Annotated in this window: 18 protein-coding genes, 1 tRNA gene and 1 pseudogene; 10 read left to right on the plus strand and 10 right to left on the minus strand. The window is 65.6% G+C overall.

Features of this window, described 5'->3' with window-relative positions:
- Positions 1–161: 161 nt before the first annotated feature.
- Positions 162–1,604: an FHA domain-containing protein gene (locus LKE06_RS07145; RefSeq protein WP_227997828.1), complete on the minus strand. Its 1,443-nt coding sequence runs from the start codon at positions 1,602–1,604 to the stop codon at positions 162–164.
- Between the two features lie 227 nt (positions 1,605–1,831).
- Between LKE06_RS07145 and LKE06_RS07150 the strand changes: the two genes are divergently transcribed.
- Positions 1,832–1,914, plus strand: a tRNA-Leu gene (locus LKE06_RS07150).
- A gap of 207 nt (positions 1,915–2,121) precedes the next feature.
- Positions 2,122–2,390: pseudogene (locus tag LKE06_RS07155) on the plus strand (carboxymuconolactone decarboxylase family protein); the annotation flags it as partial.
- A 246-nt stretch (positions 2,391–2,636) separates the two neighbouring features.
- On the opposite strand, the gene LKE06_RS07160 reads toward LKE06_RS07155, so the two are convergent.
- The 3 genes from LKE06_RS07160 to LKE06_RS07170 all read right to left on the minus strand — a co-directional run bounded on the left by LKE06_RS07160 (position 2,637) and on the right by LKE06_RS07170 (position 5,884).
- Entirely contained in the window at positions 2,637–3,647 is a 1,011-nt protein-coding gene (locus LKE06_RS07160) for a patatin-like phospholipase family protein (protein WP_227997829.1), read from the minus strand.
- Between the two features lie 949 nt (positions 3,648–4,596).
- Entirely contained in the window at positions 4,597–4,920 is a 324-nt protein-coding gene (locus tag LKE06_RS07165) for a hypothetical protein (RefSeq protein ID WP_227997830.1), read from the minus strand.
- Between the two features lie 358 nt (positions 4,921–5,278).
- The gene (locus tag LKE06_RS07170) at positions 5,279–5,884 is read right to left on the minus strand and encodes a hypothetical protein (RefSeq protein ID WP_227997831.1); all 606 of its coding nucleotides are present in this window, start codon (positions 5,882–5,884) and stop codon (positions 5,279–5,281) included.
- A gap of 164 nt (positions 5,885–6,048) precedes the next feature.
- Here LKE06_RS07170 and LKE06_RS07175 point away from each other — a divergent pair, with 164 nt between their 5' ends.
- Both LKE06_RS07175 and LKE06_RS07180 read left to right on the plus strand, forming a co-directional pair.
- Positions 6,049–7,302 carry a sensor histidine kinase gene (locus LKE06_RS07175; protein ID WP_227997832.1) on the plus strand — a complete coding sequence of 418 codons (1,254 nt, stop codon included), beginning with the start codon at positions 6,049–6,051 and terminating at the stop codon, positions 7,300–7,302.
- A complete protein-coding gene (locus LKE06_RS07180; protein WP_227997833.1) occupies positions 7,292–7,990 on the plus strand; it encodes a response regulator in 699 nt (232 codons plus the stop codon). The genes LKE06_RS07175 and LKE06_RS07180 overlap by 11 nt, the downstream gene beginning before the upstream one ends.
- Positions 7,991–8,094: 104 nt before the next feature.
- On the opposite strand, the gene LKE06_RS07185 is transcribed toward LKE06_RS07180, so the two are convergent.
- A complete protein-coding gene (locus LKE06_RS07185) occupies positions 8,095–8,391 on the minus strand; it encodes a hypothetical protein (RefSeq protein ID WP_227997834.1) in 297 nt (98 codons plus the stop codon).
- A gap of 64 nt (positions 8,392–8,455) precedes the next feature.
- Between LKE06_RS07185 and LKE06_RS32485 the strand changes: the two genes are divergently transcribed.
- From LKE06_RS32485 to LKE06_RS07195, 3 genes are all read left to right on the plus strand, one after another.
- Positions 8,456–8,590, plus strand: coding sequence for a hypothetical protein (locus tag LKE06_RS32485; RefSeq protein WP_255648455.1), 135 nt, complete (start codon positions 8,456–8,458; stop codon positions 8,588–8,590).
- Between the two features lie 16 nt (positions 8,591–8,606).
- The gene (locus LKE06_RS07190; protein ID WP_227997835.1) at positions 8,607–9,227 is read left to right on the plus strand and encodes a TetR/AcrR family transcriptional regulator; all 621 of its coding nucleotides are present in this window, start codon (positions 8,607–8,609) and stop codon (positions 9,225–9,227) included.
- A gap of 114 nt (positions 9,228–9,341) precedes the next feature.
- Positions 9,342–9,932, plus strand: coding sequence for an HXXEE domain-containing protein (locus LKE06_RS07195; protein WP_227997836.1), 591 nt, complete (start codon positions 9,342–9,344; stop codon positions 9,930–9,932).
- 17 nt (positions 9,933–9,949) lie between these two features.
- Here LKE06_RS07195 and LKE06_RS07200 read toward each other — a convergent pair whose 3' ends face one another.
- The gene (locus tag LKE06_RS07200) at positions 9,950–11,137 is read right to left on the minus strand and encodes an NADH:flavin oxidoreductase (protein ID WP_227997837.1); all 1,188 of its coding nucleotides are present in this window, start codon (positions 11,135–11,137) and stop codon (positions 9,950–9,952) included.
- 93 nt (positions 11,138–11,230) lie between these two features.
- Here LKE06_RS07200 and LKE06_RS07205 point away from each other — a divergent pair, with 93 nt between their 5' ends.
- Positions 11,231–11,998 (plus strand): SDR family NAD(P)-dependent oxidoreductase, encoded by a 768-nt coding sequence (locus LKE06_RS07205; RefSeq protein ID WP_227997838.1) that lies wholly within the window; start codon positions 11,231–11,233, stop codon positions 11,996–11,998.
- 554 nt (positions 11,999–12,552) lie between these two features.
- The gene (locus tag LKE06_RS07210) at positions 12,553–13,965 is read left to right on the plus strand and encodes an NHL repeat-containing protein (protein ID WP_372477292.1); all 1,413 of its coding nucleotides are present in this window, start codon (positions 12,553–12,555) and stop codon (positions 13,963–13,965) included.
- Positions 13,966–15,396: 1,431 nt separating this feature from the next.
- Here LKE06_RS07210 and LKE06_RS07215 read toward each other — a convergent pair.
- Entirely contained in the window at positions 15,397–16,452 is a 1,056-nt protein-coding gene (locus LKE06_RS07215) for a stage II sporulation protein M (RefSeq protein ID WP_227997839.1), read from the minus strand.
- Positions 16,453–16,494: 42 nt separating this feature from the next.
- On the opposite strand from LKE06_RS07215, the gene LKE06_RS07220 reads away from it, so the two are divergent.
- On the plus strand, positions 16,495–17,286 hold the full coding sequence (locus LKE06_RS07220) for an RDD family protein (RefSeq protein ID WP_227997840.1): 792 nt from the start codon (positions 16,495–16,497) through the stop codon (positions 17,284–17,286).
- 45 nt (positions 17,287–17,331) lie between these two features.
- Here LKE06_RS07220 and LKE06_RS07225 read toward each other — a convergent pair whose 3' ends face one another.
- The 3 genes from LKE06_RS07225 to LKE06_RS07235 all read right to left on the minus strand — a co-directional run bounded on the left by LKE06_RS07225 (position 17,332) and on the right by LKE06_RS07235 (position 20,770).
- Positions 17,332–18,645, minus strand: coding sequence for a DUF58 domain-containing protein (locus LKE06_RS07225; RefSeq protein WP_227997841.1), 1,314 nt, complete (start codon positions 18,643–18,645; stop codon positions 17,332–17,334).
- 3 nt (positions 18,646–18,648) lie between these two features.
- Entirely contained in the window at positions 18,649–19,632 is a 984-nt protein-coding gene (locus tag LKE06_RS07230) for an AAA family ATPase (protein WP_227997842.1), read from the minus strand.
- Between the two features lie 97 nt (positions 19,633–19,729).
- Positions 19,730–20,770, minus strand: coding sequence for a DUF4129 domain-containing protein (locus LKE06_RS07235; protein ID WP_227997843.1), 1,041 nt, complete (start codon positions 20,768–20,770; stop codon positions 19,730–19,732).
- Between the last annotated feature and the right edge of the window lie 52 nt (positions 20,771–20,822).

Genomic DNA, 20,822 nt, shown 5'->3' on the forward strand with positions numbered 1-20,822 from the left:
AGGTGCTGGTTCGCCCCCACCGGCTTGCTTGTCTTGCCGGCCCCGGGTTTGGTGCCGCGCGTGTGTTGGCAGCATCATAGGGCCGTCAGCCGATTTCGATCACGATACGACCACAGAATCCCTGATGGCCATGACGCGACCTGCATCGCGAGCTTACGGGATCAGACGATACGGATCAGGATCTCCGAATGCCCGGCGCGGATCACATCGCCGTCGGCGAGCTGCCAGTCCTGCACGGGAGAACCGTTGACGAGCGTGCCATTCGTGGATCCGAGATCCGACAGCATCGCGGTCTGACCATCCCAGCGGACCTCGATGTGTCTGCGCGAGACACCGGTATCCGGCAGCCGGAAATGCGCGTCCTGGCCGCGGCCGATGATGTTGCTGCCTTCCCGCAGCTGGTAAGTCCGTCCGCTGCCGTCATCGAGCTGCAGGGTTGCGGAGTAGCCGGAACCGGCCTGTGCGCCACCGCCGTAAGCGGGCGCCGCGTAGCCGGGCTGCGCGTTGTAGCCAGGCTGTTGCGAGTAGGCCTGGCCGTAGCCGCCCTGTTCATCGGGTGCGCCGTAACCCGGCTCGCTGTAACCGGGTTCCTGGTAGCCCGGCTCGCCGTACGCGGGCTGGGCGTAACTCTGCTGGCCATAGCCCTGCTGCTGGCCGTAGCCCTGGTCGGCTTGGCCGTAGCCCTGATCGGCATAGCCCTGCTGGCCGTAGTCCGATTCCTGATAGCCCGCCGGGCCCTGTCCGTAGCCCTGCTCGCCGTAGCTTTGCTGGCCGTGGCCTGGCTCCTGGTAGCCGGGCCGGCCGTAGTCCTGTTCGGCGTAGCCGCCCGGCTGGCCGTAGCCGCCGCGATCGCCGTACCCGGGCTGGCCCTGCTGGCCGTAACCGGGTTCCTGATAGCCCTGCTGGCCATACCCGGCCTGACCGCCCTGCTGGTAGTCATAACCGCTTTGGTAATCGCCGTAACCCTGCTGCGAGTCCGGCGCCTGGTAGTCGGAACCACCGGAGTACGGCGCGCCACCACGCCCGTAGTCCTCGCGATACGCACCGTTTTGCGGACCGCCCCGCCCAGCGGGCGGTGGTGCGTACCCGCGGTTGCGTGGATCGGACTCCGCGGGCTCACGGCTTGGGTCGTAGCCTGAGTTCTGCGTCATGGGGCCAGCTCCTGGTTGCGGGTTTGCAGGTCGTTGTGGCGGGGGCTCGGGGCTGTGAGCCGGTGTGGCTCGTCGACCGACGTCGGGATCAACCCGGCCGCTGGCCCTGAACTGTCCGGTGTGCAGCGTAGGGGATGCCTCGAATGCCACGTGTACATCACCGTAGGTCTGCCAGCCTTGCTCGTGGATGTAATCCTGTAGATGCTTGGCGAACGCGCGGGCGGTGAGCTCATGATCGGCGACGAGATGCTCGTGATCGGACGAGTTGACGGTAATCACAAAATTGTTGGGCGCCAGCTGGTGGCCGCTACCCAGATCCTGGATGTGATCGGCGGCTTCGCGTTGCAGCGCCGCCTCTACCTCCTGGGGGACTACGCCACCTCCGAAGGCCCTGGCGAACACGTCATCGACGACGGCATGGAGGCGACGCTCGAACCGTGAAACGATGCCCATCTCGGCCTCCTTCGGTGAGCGTCTCTCTCCTGGCTTCATAACAACGGCATGCGTAATTGGCGTGTCGCTTATCGACCACGTTCATTGCATGATATCCACGATCGTCCGCCCCGGTAACTTCTGTCGATCCCGGCGGGTTCCCATGGTTGTCCAGCATGCGTACTCTGCCCACCGAACATTCGATTTCGTGTCCCGTGTGGCTGCGTGATACTGTCTCACAGTCGCTCGGGCGAGTGGCGGAATGGCAGACGCGCTGGCTTCAGGTGCCAGTGTCCTTCGGGACGTGGGGGTTCAAGTCCCCCTTCGCCCACACACGTTGTAGCTGGTCAGAGGCAAGATCGAATCGGATCTCTGACCGGCTGTCAACATTCCGGTCAACATCACGCATCCCATGGGATGTCGGCACAGTCACCATCATCATGGAGGACTTTGTGCCCACTCCACGTTCGCGCACCAACAGTGACGGCTCTGTCACCTGGAAAGTGCCCTTCCGGCTGCCGAATCCTGGCGGCACCCCAAGCACATCGCCGAATACGAAACGTCCCCGCTCTACAGTGACGACGAGCGCGCTGCGATCAGCTACGCCGATGCGATGACCGCCACCCCGCCCACCGTCACCGACGAACAGGTCACCGACCTGAAGAAGTGTTTCGGCTCGCAATGGCTGGTCGAACTGACCTACCAAGTCGCCTGGAGAATTCCCGCGCCCGCATGTATTCAGCCCTCGGCATCACCGCCCAGGGTTTCAGCACCGATTCCTGCCGGGTGCCCTGGGCGCAGGACTGAGATCGGCAGATCCAGCTGAGCGGACGGCGCTCCTCCTGCCGACCCTGACGAACCGCTGGCTGACAGTCCGAGCCCGGCGCACGCCTGGAACGTTGCTGTTGCGTCAGCGAACGGCCATGTGCGCCAACCCGTCTGGTCCTGGCAGGATGCCGATCCTGGCAGGCGTCTGCGCTGTAGAAGACGGCTGCGAACAGGAAGAACACTGTGGTGAGGCTTTGCCGCGCGATCCCGACGGGCGCTGTCAGGTCACACCGAGGTTGGTTGGTCGGGATGCGGTTGGGTGGGTGGGATTGCCGCGCCTAGCTGCTCGAGGAATCGCCCAGCGGCGATGCTGCCGCTTTCGAACAATAGGTTCTGGGTTTGCAGTGTGATGTCGAAGTCGAGAGCGGCCGTCATGGAGGTATCGATGTAGACGGTGCGCCGGTTGACGCCTTCAGTGTCGAGTTGGTAGCGGTTGGCGTCGCTGTTGGTGGCGGTTTGCAGGCAGGCAAGTGCGAGGCCGGCGGGAGTGTGCTGGGGGTGGTCGGGGGCATCACTCGCGGGTTGCGCGGAGAGTTTGATGCCCCAGGTGGGCCAGCGTTCGGGTCGGTCGTCGGTACGGTCGAACACGGTGATCGGGAAGTTCGACAGCAGACCGCCATCGACCCAGGTGACCTGCCCGTGTGGGGTGTCGACGGTGACCGGTCGGAAGTAGAACGGCACCGACATCGACGCCCGGACGGCATCGACCACGAGCTGGGTGTCGGCGGGTTTGCCGTACTCGGCGTAGTCCCACGGCAGCCGGACCAGTACTTGCCGGGATAGGTCGCTGGCGTGCACAACGAGCCTGTAGCGCTGATAGTCGGCCAGACTGCTGCCGGGGTCGTCGGGCAGACGCAGATCGGCGAATGTCCGCACGCCGACATCGGCCAGCAGCGGGGTCAGCCATTCGGTCAAATAGTTGCCAGTGTGTGCGCCGTTGTGCAACAGCACCTCGGCGCCGTCGCCGACGCGCCCCAGGGTGCGTTGCAGGATCGAGCCGTCGTCGAACCGCTTGTAGTCCAGGCGGTGCATAACATCTACCAGGTCGTGCAGGTCGCGGCCGTCCTTCTGGTAGGCGGCCACCAGCGCGGCGACGATGGCACCAGCGCTGGTGCCGGCAATCCGCGGGAAGCGGTAGCCGGCCTCTGACAGCACCAGCACCGCGCCGAGTAGCGCGATCCCCTTCACTCCGCCGCCTTCGAGCACAAGGTCGACATTCTTGGTCTGCGATTTCACGCGATCCCCTTCGATTTCAGGTGCCGGTTTGCCGAACTGTCTGAACTTTGCGGTACGAGGTTTCGGCTTCGCCGACCTCGCCGCCCTGCCCTGCGCCCTGCGCCCAGCGCGAGAGTTCCGTACGCCGGCGCAGTCCGCGGACTCGAACCAGCGGAGGTTCCGGTAATCGCTGCAGCGACCTGTGGAATGGTTCCGAGTTAGGGGGCCGCGGTGATGATCAGCGGTACCTGGTTCTCGGGGAGCAGTGATCGATCGGTGAAGTACATGTTCTCGCCTCCGAAGCTCTCGGTCGCGCTATGTCACATTCACAGGTGATAATCGCTGTACTGCCAAGTCCCATCCTATGGTCCGGCCTCACGCATGCGGCTCGATTCGTGAGGCTTCCGGTTCAGTTCATCGGCGAGGATCGCGGCACCGATGGCATGGAACCGACCGTTTTCGGGGTGACATATCGAGCGTGATCCCCCGGCGGGGGATGTTGACCGGGTCAACACGATCGCGTTACGGTAGCGATCGTCAGCGTGCCGAAATCACTTGGAACGCAGGATATTGCACCTAAATGCACGTGCAAGCACGGGGAACCGGAAGTTCAAGTCCCCCTTCGCCCACAATATTCGCAGCAGGGCACAATCCACGGATTCATCAATCTGAGAACCGTTGACTGACAACAGATCCTGTATGTGTTCGAGTACTGCAAACGTACGCTCGTCGGCCATACAACCGCCCAGCTGCGAGTGTCGTCGGTGAGCGATGAATCCGGGACGCGACTCATGATGTGACGATGAAGATGCCGCCTACCCGGCAGCGCGCCATTCCGCTGGAAAGTGCGAGCCACCGTCACGGAAGATGGTGCCTTCCGGGTCGGATTTCACTACGTCAACTCAGACGCGGATGTCGTCCGCGTCATCGAAACGGCCGGGTCAGCAATCGTCGCGTGATCGAATCGCCCTCATGCCGGGCAGTTGTTTCCGATGACCTTGGCAGGGGCTGATGCTTCACCAGCGGCCTCCGTGCTGCTGGTTCGGCACATGACGTTCAGCGCGCCCTGCCGGGTATAGAGCGCGAATTCCTTGTCGATTTTCCCGGTTTTTGGTGCGCCGCCGACCGCGACGCAATTGCCTGCGGCCTCGAACCTGTTGCCCGAATGAGTGCCGGTGTCACAGGTGTACCCCCATTGGGCCGCGTAGGCGGTAGGTGCGAGCGCGGTGAGGCAGGCAGTCGCGGTGACTGAAGCAGCCGCGAGGGCAGCGGCTCGGGCAGGACTGATACGCATGACATTCCCCATTCTGTGAAACGGTTCCTGCCCGTCGGCCGTATTGCGCGACGGGTGCCGTGGTGTGTCCAGGGCAGCAGGGTCACGGTGGAGCTAGGCACGGTAGCCCACCCACCGTACTGGCGACGCTCGTCGACCCGCCCGATTCTATTTCGCGTGTCGGAGCGGAAAGTTCGGGGAAACAATCGCCGATGGCGCGGTTAGTTCAGGGGGTAGATGCGAATGGGGGAGGTGGTGGCGGAACCGTCGGGGGTGCGGGAGGTGGCGCCGCCTTACGGCTCCCTGACGACTACTGGAGCGCTATTAACGGGATCGACCGAAGTGCTGAGTGGTCACCCGATTGTCGGCCTCGCGAAAGCTATTGACCCGCACCGGTTTCCCGGTGGCCTTTGTCGGCGGGCAACAGCAGTAGATTCAGTAGCCCGGCCGCTACGGCCATGAGCAGCGCACCGTCGAGGTAGTGGCAGGCCATCGCACCGAGATAGGTCGGGCCGCCCCAGGCGTTGACGGTGAAATTCGGGTCGAGGCCGCCGAGTATCTGCATTCCGGACCGGTATGGGCCGTAAACCAGCATCGCCATGGGCAGGATGCCGATCAGCAGGCGCGCCACGGCGCTCGGATGGCGGCAGGCCGAACGCAGGGTGTGCGCGAGCCGTCGCGCGGCGGTGGTGCCGAGTGGGGCGAGAAGCAGGGAACCCGGGTGGATGCCGCGCCGACGCAGCACGACTATGGCTGCCACGGTCAGCGCGAACAGCACGACGTGTGGCCACCATGCGGCCGTGCCCTCGTAGTGCGGCTCGTGGTGCGGGGACCGATTGAGGTACCTGACGCCTCCGGATACGACTCCGGCCGTGAGGGAGGTGGTCGCGATGATGACCAGCGAGCGCGACAGTTTACGGCGGACGCCATCGTGACGGCCGCGGCGCGAGTCGTATCGGATGTGCTCGATGTCGTGTGGGTTCATGCCATCACTGTCGCCTCCCGGACCGAGCGTTGTCGTCAATCTCGAGCCGGGAACTCGCCGCCCACGCTGGGCGGATGTCATCGGTGCCGTCCGCCTCGCGGATGACTCGCAACCTCGACCCGGGACCGATGCGCCCGCGCCGCGAGCCGGTTAACGTCGGCGCTATGGCGATCACATCCTTTGCGGAGCAGACGGTGCCGCCGACGCCCCCACCGTGGCATCAGCGGCTTGTTACGGTCCGGCGCCGGTCCGACACCGATCGGCCGGACGGGATCGACATCGGGATCGCAGTCGGCTGTTTCCTGATGTGCACCCTGCCGATATTGGTTGGCCTGATCAGCGGAATCGGGGCGACGCCGGTTATCGCGATACTCGGTGTCGCCGTGGTGGCACCGCTGATCGTCCGGCGATGGTGGCCGGTCGCCGCGCTCGTCGGGGTGTCGGTTGTGCTATGTCTTTCCTCTTTGGCGGGGGTTCGCTTCACGCCATGGGTGAGCAATGCCGGTCCGGCTATCGCGGTTGCGGTATTCACGCTCGCCTACCGGAGACCGCGTCGCGAGTCGTTGTTCGTGACCGGAGTGGCCGTCGTAGCCACCGGGATTGCCGCGCTGGTCGGCTTCCATCAATATCCCGGTCAGGACCAGAACCTTGTACAACTGCTGCTCGCCGCGCCCGCATGGTTGGTCGGTGACACGATGCGGACCCGACGCGAATACCGGCACAGTCTTGCTGTGCAGCAACGCGATCGCGCCGAGGAACAGGAGCGCCGCATCCGGGCCGAGGAACGGTTGCGAATATCGCGCGACGTCCACGACCTGATCTCGCACACCTTGAGCATGGTCGCCGTCCGCTCCGGAGTGGCTCGGCTAGTGCTCGACGAGCAGCCGGGCGAGGCGCGGCGGGCATTGAGCGCGATCGAGACGGCCAGTCGGTCGGCGCTGGACGAACTGCGCCGCGTGCTGGCACAGATTCGCGAACCTGGGCAGCGGTACGAACCGGGGGAACCCGGTCTCGCCGAGGTCGCCGACCTCGTCGACGGGCTGCGTCATGACGGTCTGGTCGTCGAGTATCGCGTCATCGGTGCGCCCGCGACCTATCCGTCGCTGTTGCAGACCACGGTCTACCGGATCGTGCAGGAGGCACTCACCAATGTCGTCAAACACGCCAACACCGCTCATGCGCGGGTCGAGATTCGGCACACGGTAAGCGAATTGAGCGTGTCCGTCGTGGATGACGGGCCGGCCTCCCGCGACGGCCGACCGACCGCAGTCGCTGGCGGCGGCTCGGGTCTGGGGCTGATCGGGATGCGCGAACGGGTGTCGCTGTTCGGTGGCCGTCTCGAGGCACAGCCACGTCCAGAGGGTGGCTTCGCAGTTATCGCGAACTTCCCGATCGATGAGACCGACCGTGCCTGCTGATCTCCCTCATCGGTCCGTCGGCGTCCCGATCCGGGTGCTGATCGCCGACGACGAGGCCCTCGTCCGGGCCGGGCTCCGGGTTCTCGTCGATTCAGCACCGGATCTCACTGTCCTAGGTGAGGCGGGAAACGGCGGTGAAGCGGTTCGACTCACCCGCCAACTGCGACCGGATGTCGTCCTGATGGATATTCGAATGCCGCTCATGGACGGCCTCGAGGCCATGCGCCACATCGCGGCCGGCGGCGTCGTTGGTCCACATGTGTTGATAGTGACCACCTTCGACCAGGATGAACACGTCTTCGAAGCGCTGCGCAGTGGTGCGAGCGGGTTCATCCTCAAAGACTCCCCGCCCGAACAACTGCTGCACGCCATCAGAGTGGTTGCCAATGGTGACGCCTTGCTGACGCCCAGCATCACCCGGCGGATGATCAGCGCGTTCGCCCGCCAACCATCGGCGCCGTCTTCACCACCTGCCGCTTTAGCGGCGCTCACCGACCGCGAACGCGAAGTCCTCGAACACGTCGCGGCGGGGCGTTCCAATGCCGAAATTGCCGACGCGCTCTACGTCAGCGTCGCCACCGTCAAAACCCATGTCGGACGATTGCTCACCAAGCTGACCGCTCGCGATCGCGCGCAACTTGTCGTTCTCGCCTACGAAACCGGCATCGCGGTGCCGGGCAGCAGTTGAGCAACGGTGCGCGGTTCGATTGATGGCCAAGGCTTTTCGGCTCGACTGGGCACGATGACCGGGCCACTGAGGACGATGCCGCGTTGTCGGCTGGGCGTTCGGCGCTAGAGCAGCTCGGCGTACATCGCGCCGTCGAGGATGCCGAATTCGATCTGTCCGGGGAAGATCGGTGGCCAGCCTTCGGCACGATGGGTGTGGGTGGTCGCAATTACCGTGGTCGCCCAATCGTGCAATGGGTCGGGCAGCCGCAAGACCGTGTGGTTGGTGCAGCGAATGTAGGGCTGGGTGGATTCACCGGGGAGTGCGAGCGGGTTGCCTAAGCCGATGGTGGCAACGTCGAGGACGAGTCCTGTGTGTTTGGGGGAGGCTACTTTCGGTGGTTCCAACTCGATAGCGTCCATGCCCCACGACGGTAGCCGGGGGTGAACTGGTGTGGGGCTCGGATCGGCAAAATGGCGTCGGGCGGTGGGTCTGCCGGGGAAACTGCGTGACCTGGCGGTCATCCTCGCGCCGATCGCCGCCGCCGACCCGCGTATACCGCTTGGATTCCACCGATCGCGGCGCAGGCACGTCTCGCGCAAGACCGGTTCGATCGGCTAGCTCCTATCATAATTTCATGACAGATCGTAATGAAAATGGCGACGGAGGTGAACCCGCGCGGCCACGGGGGCGGGGGCGGCCTCGCAGCGAGGCAACCGACGCGGCGGTGGTGGCGGCGACGATCGCATTACTGCGTGAGTCGGGGTATGGCTCATTGAGCATCGACGCGGTGGCGGTGCGGGCGGGGACGACGCGGCCGACGCTGTACCGGCGCTGGCGCGACAAGGCGCATCTTGTGACCGACGTACTGTCGAAAACCATTGAGCCACTGTTGGATCCGGATACCGGCGATGCGCGCCGCGATCTGCTCGATATCGCGCACCAGCTGCGCGCCGCACTCGCCGCACCCGAGTTCGGGCTGGTCCTGCTCGGTGTTTATGCCGACAGCGCGGCTCGTCCGGAGCTGGCCACGGCCTTGCGTGAGCTGTATCTTCCCCGCCGAGCGGGGGTGTGGGATTCGGTATTGCGCCGTGGGGTCCAACGGCAGCAACTGCGCGCCGAAATCGACCCGGAGGACGCGCGGGACCTGCTCATCGGACCGCTGCTGTATCACTGGATCACCCGCGGCGCGCTGGCCGAGCGCGATGTGGACCGTCTCGTCGACGCGGTCTGGCCCGCGCTGGCACGACCGGTCTGAGCCGCCACCTCGGGTGGCGGCGGACCGTTCGTTTCGCAATGAAACCCGAGGGTTGTCGAGGGCCGCGTTGGCTGTTAATTTAATTACATACTGTAATGTAAACGAAGGTTGGATATGAATAAGAAGCTGGGCATCGGGCTATTCGCAGCCTGGGCCATCCATGACATCGAGGAGTGGCTGGCGATCGGATCGTGGGGGCAGGGCCACGGGGGCGATAAGAATTCGCGCGGTGGCCTCCGGCTTCCAGCACCATCCACCGAACAGGAACGCACCGCGATCGCATTGATGGCGGTGATCTTTGCCGCCGCCGCCGCGAACGGGGTGCGAACCGGAGGCAGGTCTCGGTGGTTTCAGGCCACGTTGGCCGGGTTCGGCCTGCATGGGTTCGGGCATATTGCGTTGAGTGTCGCCGCGCGCGGTTATACGCCGGGGGTGATCACGACACCTCTCGTGGTGTTCCCGTTCGCTGGATGGGCGTGGAAACAGCTGGGCAAGCGGGGGATTCGGCACTCGACGGGGCAGACGGTGCGCGATGCTGTGCCCTTGATGATCGGTGCGCTCGCAGTGGCGCACACCGGGGCGGCGTTGCTACGTCGCGCCGCCTCGGGTCGGCGGCGGCCGTCCGCGAAATTGGATGATCGCCGCTGTCGATCCCATGACAGTCAGTGGCCGTGTGTTGGCGTAAACGCGTGGCGACCCGAATAGCATTTGTGCCGAACGGTTTACGTGACGGCGGCAGGCTCGATCAATACGCAGCGGGTGCCCTGATAGATCGTCGGCATACAGCGATTGCAATGCGTGCACGGCGATACCGCTACCTCATCCGCCCCCATCTTGTTGATCAGCTGCGGGTCGTAGAGCAGTGCACGAGCCATTGCCACGAATTCGAAACCGTTCGACATGGCGGTGTCGATCGCCGCGCGTGAGGCAATACCACCGAGCAGGATGAGCGGGAGATCGAGTTCGGCGCGGAATGCCATGGCATCGTCGAGCAAGTATGCGTCGTGGTAGGGGTAGCTGCGCAGGAAATGTCGGCCGGCGAGTCGGATCCCCAGGCGCTGTGGCTGCGGGAACTGTGCGGCGAACTCCCGCAGCGGCACGTCGCCGCGAAACAGGTACATGGGATTGCGCAATGAGCTGCCGACGGTGAGTTCCAGCGCGTCGAGGTTTCCGTCCTCGGCCAACCATTGTGCGACAGCGAGGCTTTCGGCGCCGCCGAAACCACCTCGCACACCATCGTCCATATTGAACTTCGCGATAACGGCGATCTCGTCGCCGACTTCGTCGCGTACCGCGTCTGCGGTCTGCCTGGCCAGGCGGGCGCGATTGGCCAGGGTGCCGCCGTACTCGTCGGAGCGCTTGTTCAGTTTCGGGCTGAGGAAGGCGCTGATCAAGTAGTTGTGGCCGAAATGCAGTTCGACCGCGTCGAATCCGGCGCTGACGGCCAACCGGGCGGCGCGGGCGTGCGCGTCGATGATGCGCTTGATGTCGGCGGTGGCCGCGGCCTGGGTGACCCGCATGCTGATGGGGCTGAGTTGCCGGCTCGGTGCGAGTGCTGGTGCGCGGTTGGAGGCCGAGTTGGCAACCGGCCCTGCGTGTCCCAGCTGCGCCGATACCGCCGCGCCCTCGGCGTGCACCGCGTCGGTGAGTCGCGCCAGGCCGGGTACAGCATCCTCGCGCATCCAGATCTGATGTCGATCGGTGCGACCCTCCGGTGCCACGGCGCAGTAGGCCACGGTGGTCAGCGCCGCACCGCCCCGGGCGACCCGGCGGTGGAAGTCGATGAGCTCGTCGGTGACGAGTGCGTCCGGGGTGCGTCCCTCGAACGTAGCGGCCTTGAGGATGCGATTGCGCAGCTGGACCGGACCGAGGGTGGCGGGCCGGAACGCGTCGCGGGGCTCCGATGACATGGCGTAAGACTAGAACGGGTTTCAGTTATATGTAACGGAAATGCTCAGCGCGGGTGTATTGACTCCTAAAGAGAACCTGTTCTAATTTTTGGCATGCGTAGATACGAAGGCCGTCGAGTATTCGTCACTGGAGCTGGATCGGGTATCGGTCAGGGCATCGCCCTGCGGCTACTCGATGAAGGCGCGCAGCTGGTCGCTGCCGATATCGACCAGCCCGGCCTGGAGATCACCGCGGCGAAGGCCGGCGATGCCGCCGACCGGCTGCGGACGGTCCAGGTGAACATCGCCGATCCCGACTCCGTGCGCACGGCGACGTCCGAGGCCCTCGAATTCCTCGGTGGCCTCGATGTTCTGGTGAACGCGGCGGGCATCCTGCGCCCCGGGCGTACCCACGAGATGCCGCTGGAGATCTGGAATCAGACGATTACGGTCAACCTCACCGGGACCTTCCTGATGACGCAGAGCGCACTGCCCGCGCTGCTGGAGTCCGGGCATGGGGTGGTCGTCAACCTGTCGTCGACCGCGGCCTACCAGGCCGCCCCGTACCTGGCGGCATACGCCGCGTCGAAAGGTGGCGTTGCCGCGTTCACGCACTCGATCGCGCTGGAGTACGCCAAGCAGGGACTGCGCGCGGTCAACATCGTGCCGGCAGGCATCACCAGCGGCATTACCACGAAATCCATCCTCGACCAGCCCGAGGGCTTCGACCCGAGCCTGTTCGCCAGGTTGACGGGCTGGCTCAACGGCGGCGCCCTGGGAACTCCGGACGATATCGCTGGTGTGGTCGCCATGGTCGCCTCCGACGACGGCCGCTACATGACCGGGACGGAAATCCGGATCGACGGCGGCGCGCTGATGTAGCCGAATGGCTACGCGGGCCGGGCGACGAGCAGGTGATGCGGGATCGGCGGATTGGGCAGCTGTTCGTGGTCCACAGCGCACCCGGTGCGTTCGAGTGCGGCGATGACCTCGGCGACAGGCCACAGTGTGAATCCACATCGGCACCGGGCTCGAGCGCCGCGGCATCGATCGCGCCGAGTATGGCGCGCCGGTTGCCGCGATTGAGTACAACCGCGAAACCCTTGCCGAGCACACCATGTGGATTGCCGAGCTGACCGGCGATAGTGGACAGCAGACGGGCCCGGACACCATTCATGGCGCCATGCTAGGCCGGGGTTCGGTCCGTGCCCGCGTGTCCTTCGCCGGATCTCGCGCAGTTGTGCACAGTTTGGAGTCGGCGGTTTGCGGCGGGTCCGGACCACCGGTCCGTAGAACCGATGTCGGTCGTCCGCGCTGTGATGGCTGCTGACGCGATGCGATCAAGGCCGGGGCGCGCGATCGCCGCGAAGAGGGTTCCAATACTGTCCCGTCGGGTTCGACCGGATGCCAAATCTGCGACTCGAAAGATGATTGCGATGCGTTTACCACTGGTTCTTCTCGCCGCCTGCGCGATGGTGTTCGCGCAGGCGGGGACCTCGGACGCGGCGGGGCAGTGGGGTCCGCTCGCGTCGCCGAATCCGTATCTGGGACCGCTCGGCACCGCGACCATGCATGGTGACGCGGGCTCATCGGATGCGACACCGCTGGCCGGTCCGGGGACCGGCGATGTTTCGGTCGCCGGATACCCGCTGGCGGCGGCGTGCCCGACGTTGCTGCAGGGTTCGGACAACCTTGTAGTCGCATTGTGCACGGCGATCGTGGGTCAGGCGCCGGTCGTGCACCTGCTCGATCCCGGGGCAGGTGGGCTTGTCGGCACCTCACTCGCCTCGCTGCGGTTGGCGAAGGGCAGCGTGCTGGGTGGGGTCTACGCGTACCTGGACAATGCCGATCGGCTGGTGGTCGTGGACGGCAGTCGAATGTTGCTCCGGATCGGGCATACGCGCGACGCGGCGGGGAAATGGCAGTTGGCGGTCGAGTCGTCGACCGACCTTTCCTCGGCAATTCCGGTCGGCGACAACGTGACCGGGCTGGTGCCGGACTACTCGGGCAATGTCTGGTTCGCGACCGGTAAGGGGCTGGTCGGGTTGGTCACACCGTCGGGGGTTACGACGACTGTCGCGCTGCCCGCCGGTGAGCAGGTGGCGAATAGTATTTCGGCAGCGCCCGATGGCCGGATCGCGGTGGCGACAACGCACGCGCTCTACGAATTGCGCCCCGCTGCCGGAGGTCCCGAGGTGGCGTGGCGCGGCGCCTACGATCGCGGCCGAGCACGCAAGCCAGGGCAACTCAGCTGGGGAACCGGCTCCACTCCCACTTATTTCGGCCCGAATACCGGCGCCGAATACCTGACCATCGTCGACAACGCCGATGATCAGGTGCATGCGCTGGTATTCCGTTCCGGCAGTGGCGAATTGGTGTGCTCGCAGCCGGTGCTCACCAAGGGTGGTGCGGGCAGCGAGAATTCACCGATCGGCATCGGCCGATCGATATTCGTGGCGAGCACCTACGGCTATCCGTATCCGGGGGTTCCGGAGGACGCGGGAACCGCGGTGCCTGCCAGCGCACCATTCACTGGTGGCATGACCAGGGTCGATGTCGACGACACGGGCTGCCATACCGTCTGGGAGAACACCGTTCGCAGCTCGGCGGTTCCACATTTGTCCACAGCCGACGGAGTGATCTACACCGTTGCGCGCAAAGGGCTGGACGTCACTACGCCGCTGGACGGGTATAGCTTCACCGTGATCGACCCGAATATCGGTGCGGTTACCGCCAGCAGGCTGCTGCCCGGCACTATCGTCGACGATCCGCTGCAGACTTCTCCGCTGGTCACCCAGGGGCGCCAGATCCTGCAGGGCACGGTCACCGGTGTTTTGCGTATCGGCTGAGATGGTTCGGTCGCAGCAAATCCGGCTCGCGGATCGGTTCGGCGCGTGCGGAGTGCCGCGTCGTAGGCACCGGCGCTCTCGGCCATCGCAGCCGGAAATCTCGGGAGTGTGTGCCTGTGAATAGGTTTCGTGCCCTCAGCGCCTATGGCTATCCACAGGGCTGTGCATGTTCGTGCAACCAGTTCTGGTGATGGCAGGTCCTTGGGGATGACACGGTGCAATGCCTGTGGATAGCGCGGCTCACACTGTGAGTGCGCGACACCGATGTTCGGCCGGTGAGGGTGCACCGGGATTTATACACCCTGTGCAGTACGCGATTTCGACGCTTGGGATTGTTGAGCGCTACGCCATCTGATCGCCGGATACGTCGCCCGCCTGTGGGGCCGTGTGCGCAAGCTACTCGATGCCGGGCGCCCGCCCGCCGCGGTGTGCTCCTGGGCGTCCGGTGATCCGCGCCCTGACCCGCACACTGATCCGGCAGCTGGCCGGTGCCGGTGTTCTCGGCCTCGCCGTCGAGGAACAGCACGGTGGGATCGGTGCCGATCCGATCGATCGTGGCGAAGCTGCGGCGGAGCGCGGCGGGCTGGTGCCGGTTGCGATGCGACTGCTCGGCCGGCCGCCTGGTTCGCGCCGTAACCGCTGCGACTGGTGCACGTGCGGCTCGGTCTCATCGATGCCTGATCGACAGCGAGAATCGGTTCCGCGCAACGGGGCGGGGCCGATTATCGCGTTCGGAATTCGGCACTCCGACTCCTTGCCGGCACGCCGATTCGAGCGGGTTCGCGGGCGCTGGAGCAGCGAGTGAGGCGAAGGTCACATGGGCCTCCTTGGTTGCGGCCATGGTGCTGACCAAGGCGCCGTCGATAGCCGATGGACATGCCTTTTGCAACTGGTTAATCATGATCTTGACCGGGGATGAGTACATCAACAAGCGTTGCCACATGGCATGAGTCATGTTTATTACGGCGCAAACAAACCTAGAGTCTCTTTCTGTTAACGCCGCCCAGCTAACTCAATTACGGAGCAATAAACATGCAGGTGGGTACGGGTGTGGCGTGACCATATGGTGATCTACGGACGGGGGACAGCAAACCCATCGAAGAATATTCGATTTGTCCCGAAAGGTCCCGAGGGGGTCGATTTCTATCGCATCTCGAGGGGGTATCGGCCGCCGAGAATCCGCATTTCGAGAGCCAGCCACGAGTTAGCTGCGGGTCTGAGAAACCGTGCGTTCACATGGGTTTGCTGGCGGGCTGCTTTATACGCTCGACCTCGGCGAGGAGGGTTGCGCGGGGATAACGATTGTGTAGAGTTGACGGTAACGCTGGCCGCAGCTGAGCTGGACTCGCTGCGGCCAGCGGAACTCAAATGGGGGAGTTCAAAACCTGTTCGTGACGCGGTGTTGCTGCTGATTGCCCGGACCCACTTCACTCACCGTGTGCTCGGCGTTGTCTGCCAACGATCCGCGGGCGCGATTGCCGCAGCGGTCACGGAGTCGTTCAGCTCGGGCACGGCGTCGTTGTTGTCGAGCGGCCCGCCCTCGCGCTCCAGCACCGCACTTCGACCGGCGACGAAAACATAAGTGAGGAACAGAACTTCGGCCGCCAGCCCGATCGCGATGCGCGCTGAGGACGGCAGTGAACTCGGCGTCACAAAGCCCTCCAGGAAGCCGGACACCAGCAGCACCGCGACCAGGCCGAGCGCGATCGTGGCCGTGGTCCGGCCCTGCCGCGCCACTGCCTCCAGGCGACTGGACCGCCCCGGATCGATAAGCGTCCAGCCCAACTTCAAACCGGCGCCACCCGCGACGAAGACCGCGGTGAGCTCGAGCATGCCGTGCGGCAGGATGAAACCGAAGAACGAATCCAGCCGGCCCGCCTCGGCCATCAGCCCGGCGCTCACCCCGACGTTCAGCGCGTTCATGAAAAGCAGGTAGACCGCGGGCAGGATCAGCACGCCGGTGAACAGCGCCATCGCCGACACCCACGCGTTGTTGGTCCATACCTGGGCCGCGAACGCGCCCTGGGGATGTTCGGAGTAGTAGGTCTCGAAATCGCCGCCCGGTTTGGTGAGCGAGTCGGTGTTGTCCGGAATGCCGAGGACCTCGTGTGCCGTACCGGATCCCTGTAGCCAGATAGCCAGCCCGGTGGATACCACGACGAACACCGCCGCGACGCCCACCCACCAGGGCCACGCCCGGTATACCGCCGCGGGGAAGCGATGGGTGAAGAACCGGCCTACCTCCCGCCAGGCATCAACCCTGGTGCCCATTACCCGGCCGCGTGCGCGCGTCAGCACCGCGCTGAGTCCGGCAATGAGTTCCGGATCGGGGCTGTGGGATTGCAGCCGTGCCAACTGCTGTGAGGTTCGCCGGTACAGTGCAACCAGCTCATCGGCCTCGGCGCCGCTGAGCCTGCCCTGTCGGGCCAGCGAATCCAGTCGCTCCCACGAACGCCGGTGCGCGTAGCTGTACGCGTCTACATCCATCGGTTGCCTCCCATCCCGCCGATGGGAAGAATGCTATGCGACATGGCTGAATTCACGACCGGCGAAGCGGTCGCCCTCGAGCTGCCGATCGCGCGGATCCCCACCCGGGCCACTGCGTTCCTCATCGACCTGGTCGTTCAGGTCGTGCTCGGCATCATGCTCTTGTTCGCCATCGCCGCCGTGCTGCTGCCCTCGGGAGCCGATTCCGCCTGGATGGATGTGGCGTTGCTGGCGACGGTCGTCGGGGTACTTGTCGGCTATCCGGTCGTCAGCGAAACCATGCTGCGTGGCCGTACCCTCGGCAAGATGGCGCTCGGTCTGCGTGTCGTGCGCGCCGATGGAGGACCGACCGATTTCCGGCATGCGCTGACCCGCGGTCTGGCCGGTGCCATCGTCGATTTCTGGATGCTCGGCGGATTCGGCGCCATCGCGGTACTCACCTCGATGTGCTCGCCGAACGCTCGCCGGGTCGGCGACGTGCTGGCCGGGACGGTTGTTGTGCACGTCAAAGCGGTACTGCCGAGGCCGCTGTTGGCCGTCGCGCCGCCGTGGCTCGCGGGATGGGCCGGGCAATTGGAACTGTCCGGAATACCGGAGGATCTCGCGCTCGCGGTGCGGCAATACCTGACGCGTGTCCGGACACTCACTCCTGCGGTACAGGCGAATCTCGGCCAGGCGCTGGTGGTCGCGGTCTGCGCTCGATTGCAGGTGCCGCCGCCCGCGCCGTACCCGCCGGTGCAGATTCTCGGCGCCATCATCGCCGAACGGCAACGCCGCACGCTGGTTTCGGGCGCCGCGTTGATTGCCCCGCTCGCGCCCGCTCCTGTCTGGTAGCCGCGTCGTAGGCGTTTGCGTCATATGGCGTGGTGCCCCCGACGCTTACATCGTGCCGGACCGCTTGAGCTCGAGATATTCATCGGCCAGCGCGTCCGCGAGACGGTCCGGTGCCGCCACGACAACGGCGATTCCCCTGCGGCGCAATGATTCCTGTACTAGTGCCCGCTCGGCGATGATGGTTTCGGCGGTGGCGGCGGAGTAGAGGTCGGCGAGAGTTTCGCGTCGCGTCGCTGACGCGGCGACCTCGGGATCGGTCACCGAGACGATCAATACTCGGTGACGTTGGGCCAGTACCGGCAGCACCGGCAGCAGGTTCTCCTGCACCGCGGCGCCGTCGAGCGTGGTGAACCAGACCACCAGGCTGCGGCGACGGGTGCGCTGAATGACGGCACGAACCAGTCCCGCGCTATCGGTATCGACCAGGGCGGGGGTGATGGCGGCCATCGCGTGCATCAGCTTCAGCTGCAAGCCTTTTCCGCCGACGCCGCGTACCTCGGCGCGTACCTCCCTGTCGAAGGCGAGCAGGTCCACCGAATCGCCCGCGGCGGCGGCAAGGCCGCCGAGCAGCAAGGCCGCGTCGATGCTGACGTCCAGGCGTGTCCCGTCATCGATCTCACCCGGGCTGCCGACTCGGCCTGCGCTGATGCGGCCGGTGTCGAGCACCATCGTCATGTGTCTGTTGCGTTCGGGTCGCCAGGTGCGCACCAGCACATCGGTGGCGCGGGCGGTCGCGCGCCAGTCGATCGCCCGCACGTCATCGCCCGCGACGTACTCGCGGAACGAATCGAACTCGGTGCCCTGGCCACGCAGATTCGCGACACTGCGGCCCTCGATATGTTGCAGCCGTTTCACTTTCGACTGCAGTAGACGTTCGCTGCCGAACGCGGGCAGCGCCCGCACCCGGGCAGGCACGAGGTGACGGGTCTGCCTGCCCGCGAACCCGAGCGGGCCGATCAGACGCACCGTGACCGGGCCCGGCACGCGATCACCTCGATAGGTCGGTGTCAACGTGGTCTGGAAACGGGTCCGGGTGTTGGGAGCGAGATCCAGCCGGTGCGTGCGGGTTCCAGCGCGGGCACTATCGGGCCAGTCGTCCCACAAGGTGCCGCGCGCGTTGCGGGTTCCGGTGTTGAGCACGGTGAGCTCTACCGCTGTGCTGCGGCCGAGTCGAACGATGGTCAGCGGTTGCCGCGACAGTGTCAGGTCCCTCGCGTGCGATACCGCGCCCATATCGATCAGGACGCCTACGGCCAGCACGCCCGTCACGAGCAGTACGCCGAGCCACGAGGGCAGCACGAATACGACCAACAGTGCGAGCGCCGCCGCCGCGGCGGCCAGCCGACCGGTGACGACCACGAGTTACACCGGAACCGGGACCGAAACCAGCAGCGACGACAAGACGCCCTCGGTCGTTACCCCGTCCAGCTCGGCCTCTGGCCGCAGGTGCAGGCGGTGCCGCAGTACCGCCACCGCAACGGCTTTCACATCGTCCGGAGTGACGAACCCGCGTCCGTTGAGCCAGGCGAACGCGCGTGCGGCCGCCATCAGCGCGGTCGCGCCACGCGTGGACGCGCCGTGCTGCACGGCGGGCGAGGTGCGGGTGGCGCGGCAGATATCCACCGTGTAGGCGAGGACCTCGGGGCTGATGGTGACGTGCGCGATCGCGGCCCTCGCGGCCGCGATATGCGCGGGCCCAGCGACCGGGCGCAGACCTGCCGCCGCCAGATCGCGCGGATCGAAACCACTGGCGTGGCGCTGCAGTATACGGAATTCGTCATCGCGGCCGGGCAATCGAATATCGACCTTGAACAGGAACCTGTCGAGCTGTGCCTCCGGCAGCGGATAGGTGCCCTCCTGTTCGATCGGGTTCTGCGTGGCGACCACGACGAACGGATCGGGCAGCGGCCGGGGTTTGCCGTCGACGGATACCTGCCGTTCTTCCATCGACTCCAGCAGTGCCGATTGGGTTTTCGGCGGCGTGCGGTTGATCTCGTCGGCCAACATCAGGTTGGTGAACACCGGGCCGTGCCGGAAGGTGAACTCCGCAGAGTGCGGGTCATAGATCTGCGAGCCGGTGACGTCCCCGGGCATCAGGTCCGGGGTGAACTGGACGCGGGTGTGGTCCAGTTCGAGTGCCGTCGCCAGCGCCCGAACCAGCAGTGTCTTCGCTACGCCTGGAACACCCTCCAACAGAACATGGCCGCGGCACAGCAGCGCGAGCACCAGATACATGATCGCGGTGTCGTTGCCCACCACCGCTTTGCCGATTTCGGCTCGCAGCGCGGCGAACGCCGCGGCCGCCTGCTCGGCGGTGGGGGTGTGGTTGGTGTCCGTGCTGGTCATCCGACCTCCTGTGTCGTGCGGTGATATCCGCACCCCGTCGTTCGAATGAGTGCCGTGCCAATGTGTTTCGCGCCAATGTGTTTCGCGCCTTGGTTTCTCATCCGACCTGTGCCTCGATCCATTCCAGTTGCGCCGCGACAATCCGCAGTGTGTCCGCGTCGTCGACCGGTCCGAACAGTGCGGCGCCGACGATGGCCGGGTCGCCGCCGATACGCGCGGTGACCGCCGTGATCAGCCGGTCCGGCGGGGTATCGGCGGTCAACCCGAGCAGGGGGCGAATCCGGCGCAGTGTCGCCGCTCGCAGCTTCCCCGCGACGTAGTCGTGGTCCTTCGAGCGCCGATACAGCGCCGCCTGACCGTCGAGCAGCTCGTTCGCGGCGACCTCGACCGGTCGCGGCTCGCTGACCAACGCACCGCGCCGACGTGCCCGCCACCACACCAATAGGGCTGCGGCGATGAGGAATTGAAGCCCGCCGAAGGCCACTGGCCCGGGCAGCCTGTCGAAGATGGAGTCCTGGCCTGTTCCGACATCCGGGCGCGGAATGTCGCTGGGATCGGGGGGCGGTGGTGGCTGCATCGGTGGTGCCGGCTTCGGTGCGGTCGGGGCGCCACACGAGTTGAGCACCGCGTACAGCAATAGTGCGATCGCGATAGCGGTCGCGAGCGTGGCCCAGAACTTGGGGTTGCGCAACAGTTCCGGCAGCGCGGGCCGTCGCCCGCGGGTGCGTGGCTGCTTCTCGGTGACGGCCGTTTCGGCCGGTTCCGGCGCCGGAGCGGGCGCGGCCTCGGAAAACCGGTCGGCGTATTCGAGCCTGCGGTATTCGTCCTCGGTCGCGTGCCTGCCGCCGTAGACGACCTCGTCGAAACTGTATGCGGCAGGGTGGAGTTCGGTCGCGGATTCCAGTGGTAGCGCGGTCGTGGCGTCGTCGGCGGTTTCGCGAGCGGTGCGCGAGCGGCGCACCTCGAGTAGTCCACGCTGTTCGAGTCCGCGTAGTACCGCGCGGAAGCGTTCCCGCAGTGCGGCATCGAAATCACGATGTAGCGCGGCATATTCGGCGGCGGCGCGATGGTCGGCCGCGGGACCGAGCGTGGGCGTCGGCGGAGCGGTCGGCTCTGGCACGTTCTTGTCGAGGTTCATCGCCCCTCCGGGCCTTTACGGGATACCCGTACCCGGTCGGGGGCGATGAGCG

This window comes from Nocardia australiensis (assembly GCF_020733705.1).
GTDB lineage: Bacteria > Actinomycetota > Actinomycetes > Mycobacteriales > Mycobacteriaceae > Nocardia > Nocardia australiensis.